At 68.3% G+C, this 9897-nt stretch carries 8 protein-coding genes and 1 tRNA gene; all 9 read left to right on the top strand.

Translation table 11 applies throughout. The features are described from left to right. The 9 genes from tuf (at position 1) to rpoB (ending at position 9806) form a co-directional block, all read left to right on the top strand. On the top strand, positions 1-1191 hold the full coding sequence (gene tuf / locus G407_RS0114075; RefSeq protein ID WP_029031309.1) for an elongation factor Tu: 1191 nt from the start codon (positions 1-3) through the stop codon (positions 1189-1191). A 127-nt stretch (positions 1192-1318) separates the two neighbouring features. Further along, positions 1319-1395, top strand: a tRNA-Trp gene (locus tag G407_RS0114070). Positions 1396-1717: 322 nt separating this feature from the next. Next, positions 1718-1921 carry a preprotein translocase subunit SecE gene (gene secE, locus G407_RS0114065; RefSeq protein WP_043539795.1) on the top strand — a complete coding sequence of 68 codons (204 nt, stop codon included), beginning with the start codon at positions 1718-1720 and terminating at the stop codon, positions 1919-1921. Between the two features lie 14 nt (positions 1922-1935). Continuing rightward, a complete protein-coding gene (nusG, locus tag G407_RS0114060) occupies positions 1936-2469 on the top strand; it encodes a transcription termination/antitermination protein NusG (protein ID WP_029031307.1) in 534 nt (177 codons plus the stop codon). Positions 2470-2647: 178 nt separating this feature from the next. After that, the gene (gene rplK / locus G407_RS0114055) at positions 2648-3079 is read left to right on the top strand and encodes a 50S ribosomal protein L11 (RefSeq protein ID WP_029031306.1); all 432 of its coding nucleotides are present in this window, start codon (positions 2648-2650) and stop codon (positions 3077-3079) included. Positions 3080-3090: 11 nt separating this feature from the next. Next, positions 3091-3786: a 50S ribosomal protein L1 gene (gene rplA / locus G407_RS0114050; protein WP_029031305.1), complete on the top strand. Its 696-nt coding sequence runs from the start codon at positions 3091-3093 to the stop codon at positions 3784-3786. Positions 3787-4400: 614 nt separating this feature from the next. Then, entirely contained in the window at positions 4401-4919 is a 519-nt protein-coding gene (rplJ, locus tag G407_RS0114045) for a 50S ribosomal protein L10 (protein WP_029031304.1), read from the top strand. 51 nt (positions 4920-4970) lie between these two features. Further along, positions 4971-5351 (top strand): 50S ribosomal protein L7/L12, encoded by a 381-nt coding sequence (gene rplL / locus G407_RS0114040; protein WP_029031303.1) that lies wholly within the window; start codon positions 4971-4973, stop codon positions 5349-5351. 333 nt (positions 5352-5684) lie between these two features. After that, a complete protein-coding gene (gene rpoB, locus G407_RS0114035; RefSeq protein WP_029031302.1) occupies positions 5685-9806 on the top strand; it encodes a DNA-directed RNA polymerase subunit beta in 4122 nt (1373 codons plus the stop codon). The last annotated feature ends 91 nt before the right edge of the window (positions 9807-9897 follow it).

Here is a 9897-nt window from a genome sequence, read left to right as displayed (position 1 = left end):
ATGGCCAAGGCAAAATTCGAGCGTACGAAGCCGCACTGCAACATCGGGACGATCGGTCACGTGGACCACGGCAAGACGTCGCTGACGGCGGCGATCACGAAGGTCCTGGCGGAGACGGGCGGCGCGACGTACACGGCGTACGACGCGATCGACAAGGCTCCCGAGGAGAAGGCGCGCGGGATCACGATCTCGACGGCGCACGTGGAGTACGAGACGGCGAACCGTCACTACGCGCACGTGGACTGCCCCGGCCACGCGGACTACGTGAAGAACATGATCACGGGCGCGGCGCAGATGGACGGCGCGATCCTGGTCGTGTCGGCGGCGGACGGCCCGATGCCGCAGACGCGCGAGCACATCCTGCTCGCCCGCCAGGTCGGCGTGCCGGCGCTGGTCGTGTTCATGAACAAGGTCGACATGGTCGACGACGAGGAGCTGCTGGAGCTGGTCGAGCTCGAGATCCGCGAGCTCTTGTCGAAGTACAGCTTCCCGGGCGACGACATCCCGATCACGAAGGGCTCGGCGCTGATGGCGCTCGAGGACAAGAGCCCGGAGATCGGCAAGGAGGCCGTGCTCAAGCTGATGGCCTCGGTGGACGAGTACATCCCGACGCCGGAGCGCCCGATCGACCAGCCGTTCCTGATGCCGATCGAGGACGTGTTCTCGATCTCGGGCCGCGGCACGGTGGTGACGGGTCGCGTCGAGCGCGGCGTGGTGAAGGTGGGCGAGGAGGTCGAGATCGTCGGCATCCGCGACACCGTCAAGACCACCGTGACGGGCGTCGAGATGTTCCGCAAGCTGCTCGACCAGGGCCAGGCCGGCGACAACGTCGGCGTGCTGCTGCGCGGCACCAAGCGCGAGGACGTCGAGCGCGGGCAGGTCGTCTGCAAGCCGGGCTCGGTGAAGCCGCACAAGAAGTTCACTGCCGAGGCGTACATCCTCACCAAGGAGGAGGGCGGCCGCCACACGCCGTTCTTCAACAACTACCGCCCGCAGTTCTACTTCCGCACGACGGACGTGACCGGCATGTGCAAGCTGCCCGAGGGCACCGAGATGGTGATGCCGGGCGACAACGTGTCGATGGAGGTCGAGCTGATCGTGCCGATCGCCATGGAGGAGAAGCTGCGCTTCGCTATCCGCGAGGGCGGCCGCACCGTCGGCGCCGGCGTCGTCGCGGCGGTCCTGGACTGACGTTTCCTTCCGCGCGCGAAAAAGCGCGCGAACGGCCTCGATGCCGATTGTCTTCCGGGAGGCGATGCGCTAGCAATCGCCTCCCGGCGCCGAACGCCCCCGCAAGACGGGCTTTCGGCCTCGCCGTAGGAGTGTAGCTCAACTGGTCAGAGCACCGGTCTCCAAAACCGGGGGTTGGGGGTTCGAGTCCCTCCACTCCTGCCACGCGGCAGGAAATCGACGGTAGTTTCAAGCGCGGGCTCGGGGACGAGCGCCGCGCTTTCTCGTTTCCGGCGGCTGTGTGAAGGCCGGACCGCCCATCGCGCGGCCCATCGTGCCGCCCATCGTGCCGCCCATCGTGTGGCCCTTGCAGGCGGTCCTTGATTTCCCATCCCCACATCTCTATTACACGGCTTCCGGTTCAGGGCGCTGCCGATTCCGGGCAGCGTGCCGGCCGCGGTAGCCGACAGGTTTCTCCAGCCCTCTCGCCGACGACCGTGACGAACGGACGGCCGGCGGCAGGGCGATTTGGCGTGAAGCGATCGAGATGGCCAAGGGCAAGACCACACCGTTCGAGTTCCTCCAGCAGGTGCGTCAGGAAGGGTCCAAGGTGACCTGGCCGACGCGCAAGGAGACGATGGTGACGACCGGAATGGTCTTCGTCATGGTCCTGCTGGCGGCGCTCTTCTTCCTCGTCGTCGACCAGATCCTGCGGTTCGGCGTCGGCGCCGTGCTCGGTCTCGGCGGCTGAGGGGAGGGGAGATCATGGCCAAGCGCTGGTACATCGTGCACGCCTACTCGAACTTCGAGAACAAGGTCGCGCAGTCGCTCAAGGACCAGGCCGAGCAGCGGGGGCTCGAGGAGCTCTTCGACGAGGTCCTGGTGCCGACCGAGAAGGTCGTCGAGGTGCGCCGCGGCCGCAAGGTCGACGCCGAGCGCAAGTTCTTCCCCGGCTACGTGTTGGTGAAGTGCGAGATGACCGACGAGGTCTACCACCTCATCAAGAACACGCCGAAGGTCACGGGCTTCCTGGGCGCCGACAAGGCCAAGCCCATGCCGATCCCCGACCACGAGGCCGAGCGGATCAAGGGCCAGGTGGCCGAGGGCGTCGAGCGCCCCAAGCCCACCGTGACCTTCGAGATCGGCGAGACGGTGCGCGTCGCCGACGGGCCCTTCGCCTCCTTCAACGGCGTCGTCGAGGAAGTCGACGAGGGCCGCTCGCGGGTCAAGGTCGCCGTGTCGATCTTCGGCCGCGCCACCCCGGTGGAGCTGGAATACGCCCAGGTCGAGAAGGTCTGACCCCGTCGGGGGCATCCTTCGAGACCCGGTCGCATCGCGGCGGCGCGCATCGCGTGCCGGCGCGCAAGTCGCGCGGGAGGCCTGCCCGGACGCCATCCGGGAGTGACCGGCCGTACCGCGCCCTGCAACCCTCCGCTCCCGGCCGGCAGCCGGCGGCGGACGCTACGGACGCAGTCTCATGGCGAAGAAGATCACGGGCTACATCAAGCTCCAGGTCCCGGCGGGGGCGGCCAATCCCTCCCCGCCCATCGGTCCCGCGCTCGGCCAGCGCGGCCTCAACATCATGGAATTCTGCAAGGCCTTCAATGCGAGGACCGGGCAGATGGAGAAGGGCACCCCGATCCCGGTGATCATCACCGCGTATCAGGATCGCTCCTTCACCTTCGAGATGAAGCAGCCTCCGGTCAGCTACTGGCTGAAGAAGGCGGCGGGTGTCCCGAAGGGCGCCACCACCCCGGGCAAGGGCGGCACCGTCGGCAAGATCACCGCCGAGCAGGTGCGCGAGATCGCCGAGAAGAAGATGGTCGATCTCAATTGCGATTCGGTCGAGGCGGCCTCCGCCATGATCGCAGGCTCGGCCCGGTCGATGGGCCTCGAGGTCGTGGGCTGAGGGAGGACGACATGGCCAAGGCTGGAAAGCGTATCCGCTCCGCCCGCGAGGGCATCGATCCCGTCAAGCTCTACGGGCTGGACGAGGCGATCGCGCTCCTCAAGGAGCGCTCCAAGGTGAAGTTCGACGAGACCGTCGAGATCGCCATGAATCTCGGCGTCGACCCGCGCCACGCGGACCAGATGGTCCGCGGCGTCTGCAACCTGCCCAACGGCTCGGGCCGCACGGTCCGCGTCGCGGTGTTCGCGCGCGGCGCCAAGCAGGACGAGGCGAAGGCCGCGGGTGCCGACATCGTCGGCGCGGAGGATCTCGTCGAGCAGATCCAGGGCGGCACGATCGACTTCGATCGCTGCATCGCCACCCCGGACATGATGCCGCTCGTCGGGCGCCTGGGTAAGGTGCTCGGCCCGCGCGGCCTGATGCCGAACCCGAAGGTCGGCACCGTCACCATGGACGTGAAGGGCGCCGTCGAGGCGGCCAAGGGCGGCGCGGTCGAGTTCCGCGTCGAGAAGGCCGGCATCGTGCACGGCGGCGTCGGCAAGCTCTCGTTCGAGGCGGGCAAGCTCGCCGAGAACGTCAAGGCCTTCGCCGACGCGGTGATCAAGGCCCGGCCGACCGGCGCCAAGGGCACCTACGTCCAGGGCGTGGCCATCACCTCGACGATGGGCCCGGGCCTGAAGGTCGACGTCTCGACCGTCACGGGCTGATCCCGGACCGATCCTCGGCGGATCGATCGATTCGCCGCGCGCATCGCTGCGGCCGGGACACGCGCCCGGCCGTTCCGGTGGCAGGGGGAAGGTTTCCGAGGCGCCGCCCGGTGGGTGCGGCCGTTCTCGAAAAACCGGCTTGACTTTTCGTCGAGATACCCCTTGGCATCCACGGCGTGACGCGTTAAGGAGGCGGTCCGCGTTCACCGAAGACCGTTCTGGGTCCGCATCAGGCGGAGCCAGGGTCGCGCGTTTTCCGCCCGGGAGACCGGGCGGGAAGACGGCCGATCGGCCGCGAGGCGTCCCCGCGGGGGTGCCGCAGCGGCCTGTCGGCCCGTCCTGTCCGAGACTGCAGGTGCCCGACGAGGGCTTGATGCTCGGCTTCCCGAGCGCCGGCATAGACGGGGACGACCGGATTTTCCGCGACGCCGGCCCGGCAGGGTCGCCGCCGCGGCGAGAAGGTTCGAACCATCGATCCCTGAGGCGCGTCCCGCCGACGGGGGGCAGGGCTTAGCCAGAGCGCCGTTCGTCGGCTCCGGCAGGTCCGGGTACGATGAGCGGCTATTCGCAACCGGCCGGGCCCGCGAGGGTTCCGGTCAACCGGAGAGAGCCCAGTGGACAGAGCAGCCAAGCGCGAGCTCGCCGGGACGCTGAACGACGTGTTCACCAGCACGTCCGTCGTCGTCGTGGCCCACTATTCGGGCCTCACGGTCGCCGACATGCAGAAGCTGCGCGCGCAGATGAAGCAGGCCGGCGCCACCGTGAAGGTCACGAAGAACCGCATCGCCAAGATCGCTCTCGAAGGCACGGAGGTCGCGTCGATCTCGGAGCTGCTGCAGGGCCCGACCCTGCTCGCGTACTCCGACGATCCCGTCGCGGCCCCGAAGGCGGCCGTCGACTTCGCCAAGACCAACGACAAGCTGGTCATCCTGGGCGGAGCGATGGGCGCCACGGCCCTGAACGCGGACGGAGTCAAGGCGCTCGCCACGATGCCGTCCCTCGACGAGCTGCGCGGTACGCTGATCGGCCTGATCCAGGCCCCGGCCACCAAGATCGCCCAGCTCACGACCGCGCCCGCAGCCAAGCTGGCGCGCGTTTTCGGGGCCTATGCCAAGTCCGAGGAAGCGGCTTGACGCCGTCCCGACCCAATCGAACCGTTCGAACCTTTCTGAGGATAGAAGACAATGGCTGATCTCGCCAAGCTCGTGGACGACCTGTCGTCGCTCACCGTTCTCGAGGCCGCCGAGCTCGCGAAGATGCTCGAGGAGAAGTGGGGCGTCTCCGCCGCCGCCGCCGTCGCGGTGGCCGGCCCCGCCGCCGGTGGTGGCGCTGCCGCCCCCGCCGAGGAGGAGAAGACCGAGTTCGACGTCGTCCTGGCCGCGGCCGGCGACAAGAAGATCGAGGTCATCAAGGAGGTCCGCGCGATCACCGGGCTGGGCCTGAAGGAGGCGAAGGACCTGGTCGAGGGCGCGCCCAAGACCGTCAAGGAGGCCGTCGCCAAGGAAGAGGCCGACAAGCTCAAGGCGCAGCTCGAGAAGGCCGGCGCCAAGGTCGAGCTCAAGTGATCGGGTCCGGTCGCCCTGCGGCGATCGGCTTCTGATTGATCCCGACGGTCCCGGGGAAGCCCGGGGCCGTCGTTTCCGTCCGGTGAGGAGGCGATTCGCACGCGCCTCGGCGGTCGGAACGGAACGGGGAGGCGGCGCATATCGTCGCAGATTTCCGTCCCGGCGTTGCGGAAGGGACGGGCTCCTTTCCACATTCGTTCTTTCGTCCACGGTCCCGCGGGACCAGCGGACGGCTGACCCGGCGCCCCCGACTCGGCGCCTTCGCGTCTCTCGCGCGCCCCGACGGCGCGAGGCGGGGCTCCCGGTCAGCCGTGCATGAGGAGCAAGGTCGACATGGCCAACACGCTGCTAGGCCGCAAGCGCATTCGCAAGTCCTTCGGGCGGATCCAGGAAGTCTCGGACATGCCGAACCTCATCGAGGTTCAGAAGGCGTCCTACGACCAGTTCCTGATCGTCGACGAGCCGCGCGGCGGCCGGGCCGACGAGGGCCTGCAGGCGGTCTTCAAGTCCGTGTTCCCGATCTCCGACTTCTCGAGCACGGCCCTGCTCGAGTTCGTCAAGTACACGTTCGAGCCCCCGAAGTACGACGTCGACGAGTGCCGCCAGCGCGGCATGACCTTCGCCGCGCCGCTCAAGGTGACGCTGCGGCTGATCGTGTTCGACGTCGATCCGGATACGCAGGCGAAGTCCGTCAAGGACATCAAGGAGCAGGACGTCTACATGGGCGACATGCCGCTCATGACCGACAACGGCACCTTCATCGTCAACGGCACCGAGCGCGTCATCGTCTCGCAGATGCACCGCTCGCCGGGCGTGTTCTTCGACCACGACAAGGGCAAGACGCACGCGTCGGGCAAGCTCCTCTTCGCCGCGCGCATCATCCCCTATCGCGGGTCGTGGCTCGACATCGAGTTCGACGCCAAGGACATCGTCCACGCGCGTATCGACCGCAAGCGCAAGATCCCCGTCTCGTCGCTGCTGTTCGCGCTCGGCCTCGACAGCGAGGAGATCCTCGATACGTTCTACAACCGCGTGGTCTACTCGCGCGATGCCGACGGCTGGCGCGCGCCGTTCGACCCTGAGCGGATGAAGGGCTTCAAGGGCACGGTCGACCTGATCGACGCCGACACCGGCGAGGTCGTGCTCGAGGCCGGCAAGCGCCTCACCGCGCGGGTCGCCAAGCAGCTCGCGGAGAAGAACGTCACGGCGCTGCGCGCCACCGACGAGGACCTCGTCAGCCAGTACGTCGCCGAGGACCTCGTCGACTCGACGAACGGCGCGATCTTCGCCGAGGCCGGCGAGGAGATCAGCGAGAAGCTGCTCAAGACGCTCGTCGACGGCGGCTTCACCGAGATCCCGCTGCTCGACATCGACCACGTCAATGTCGGCCCCTACATCCGCAACACGCTCGCGGTGGACAAGAACTCCGCCCGCGAGGAGGCGCTGTTCGACATCTACCGCGTGATGCGCCCCGGCGAGCCGCCGACGCTCGACACGGCGGAGGCGATGTTCCACTCGCTGTTCTTCGACGCCGAGCGCTACGACCTCTCGGCCGTCGGCCGCGTGAAGATGAACATGCGCCTCGACCTCGACGCGCCGGACACGCAGCGCACGCTCCGCCGCGAGGACATCCTCGCCGTGGTGAAGGCGCTCGTCGACCTGCGCGACGGCAAGGGCGAGGTGGACGACATCGACCACCTGGGCAACCGCCGCGTCCGCTCCGTCGGCGAGCTGATGGAGAACCAGTACCGCCTCGGCCTGCTGCGCATGGAGCGCTCCATCAAGGAGCGCATGTCGTCGGTCGACATCGACACCGTGATGCCGCAGGACCTGATCAACGCCAAGCCGGCGGCGGCCGCCGTGCGCGAGTTCTTCGGGTCCTCGCAGCTGTCGCAGTTCATGGACCAGACGAACCCGCTCTCCGAGGTCACCCACAAGCGCCGCCTCTCGGCGCTCGGCCCGGGCGGCCTGACGCGCGAGCGCGCCGGCTTCGAGGTGCGCGACGTGCACCCGACGCATTACGGCCGCATCTGCCCGATCGAGACCCCGGAAGGCCCGAACATCGGCCTGATCAACTCGCTCGCCACTTTCGCGCGGGTGAACAAGTACGGCTTCATCGAGACGCCGTTCCGCCGCGTGCACGAGAGCAAGGTCACCGGCGAGGTGATCTACCTCTCGGCCATGGAGGAGGCGAAGTACCACGTCGCGCAGGCGAACGCCGCGCTCGACGAGGCCGGCCAGCTCACCGAGGACCTCGTGATCTGCCGCAAGGCGGGCGAGGTGATCGTGGTGCCGCCCGATCGCGTCGACCTGATGGACGTCTCGCCGCGCCAGCTGGTCTCCGTCGCCGCCGCGCTGATCCCGTTCCTCGAGAACGACGACGCCAACCGCGCCCTGATGGGCTCGAACATGCAGCGCCAGGCGGTGCCGCTGGTTCGCGCCGACGCGCCCTTCGTGGGCACGGGCATGGAGGCGGTGGTCGCGCGCGATTCGGGCGCCGCCATCGGCGCGCGCCGCGCCGGCGTGGTCGACCAGGTGGACGCCACCCGTATCGTCATCCGCGCCACCGAGGAGACCGATCCGGGCAAGCCGGGCGTCGACATCTACCGCCTGATGAAGTTCCAGCGCTCCAACCAGAACACCTGCATCACGCAGAAGCCTCTGGTGCGCGTGGGCGACGTGGTGGCCAAGGGCGACATCATCGCCGACGGCCCCTCCACCGAGCTCGGCGAGCTGGCGCTCGGCCGCAACGTCCTCGTCGCGTTCATGCCGTGGAACGGCTACAACTTCGAGGACTCGATCCTCCTCTCCGAGCGGATCGTGAAGGACGACGTCTTCACCTCGATCCACATCGAGGAGTTCGAGGTGATGGCCCGCGACACCAAGCTCGGGCCCGAGGAGATCACCCGCGACATCCCGAACGTGTCGGAGGAGGCGCTCAAGAACCTCGACGAGGCGGGCATCGTCTACATCGGTGCCGAGGTGAACGCGGGCGACATTCTCGTCGGCAAGATCACGCCCAAGGGCGAGAGCCCGATGACGCCCGAGGAGAAGCTGCTGCGCGCCATCTTCGGCGAGAAGGCCTCGGACGTGCGCGACACGAGCCTGCGGGTGCCGCCGGGCGTCACCGGCACGATCGTCGAGGTGCGCGTGTTCAACCGCCACGGCGTCGACAAGGACGAGCGCGCCCAGGCGATCGAGCGCGAGGAGATCGAGCGTCTCGCCAAGGACCGCGACGACGAGCAGGCGATCCTCGATCGCAACACCTACGCACGCGTGGGCGAGCTGCTCGCCGGCCAGACGGCCATCGCCGGGCCGAAGGGCTTCCGCAAGGACACGACGCTGACCCGCGAGATGCTCGACGAGTATCCGCGCTCGCAGTGGTGGGCCTTCGCGGTCGCCGACGACGCCCGCATGGCCGAGCTCGAGGCGATCCAGAAGCAGTACGACGAGTCGAAGAAGCGCCTCGAGCAGCGCTTCCTCGACAAGGTCGAGAAGCTGCAGCGCGGCGACGAGCTGCCTCCGGGCGTCATGAAGATGGTCAAGGTCTTCGTGGCGGTGAAGCGCAAGATCCAGCCGGGCGACAAGATGGCCGGCCGCCACGGCAACAAGGGCGTCGTGTCGAAGATCGTGCCGGTCGAGGACATGCCGTTCCTGGAGGACGGGACCTCGGTCGACATCGTGCTCAACCCGCTCGGCGTGCCCTCGCGCATGAACGTCGGCCAGATCCTGGAGACGCATCTGGGCTGGGCGGCGGCGGGCCTGGGCAAGCAGGTCGCGGCCGCGGTCGACGCCTACCGCAAGGCGCACGACGGGGCGCAGCTGCGCGGCACGATGGAGCGCATCTACGGCTCGAACCATCCGCTCGACGCCTACGACGACGACACGCTCGCCGAGATGGGCGAGACGCTGCGCCGCGGCGTGCCGATGGCCACCCCGGTCTTCGACGGGGCGAAGGAGCGCGACATCGAGGAGATGCTCGAGATGGCCGGGCTCAACCGCTCGGGCCAGGTCACGCTCTACGACGGGCGCACGGGCGAGTCGTTCGATCGCCCGGTGACGGTGGGCTACATCTACATGCTCAAGCTCCACCACCTCGTGGACGACAAGATCCACGCGCGCTCGATCGGCCCGTACTCGCTCGTCACCCAGCAGCCGCTGGGCGGCAAGGCGCAGTTCGGCGGCCAGCGCTTCGGCGAGATGGAGGTGTGGGCGCTCGAGGCCTACGGCGCGGCGTACACGCTCCAGGAGATGCTCACGGTCAAGTCGGACGACGTGGCCGGCCGCACCAAGGTCTACGAGGCCATCGTGCGCGGCGACGACACGTTCGAGTCCGGCATCCCGGAGAGCTTCAACGTGCTCGTCAAGGAGATGCGCTCGCTCGGCCTCAACGTGGAGCTCACCTCGTCCAAGGCCAACACGAACGAGCTGCCGCCCTCGGAGGCGGCGGAATGACCCGGTGATCGAGATCGGTCGATAGAGACCAGCCGCGGGGACCCGACCCCGCGGCGCCTGCATTTTCGCGGCGAGCGTGACGGCGCACCTC

Origin of the sequence: Salinarimonas rosea DSM 21201 (assembly GCF_000429045.1) — a bacterium.
Lineage (GTDB): Bacteria > Pseudomonadota > Alphaproteobacteria > Rhizobiales > Beijerinckiaceae > Salinarimonas > Salinarimonas rosea.
Note: the sequence above shows the minus strand (reverse complement) of the source record. Positions and strands in the feature narration are given on the sequence as shown.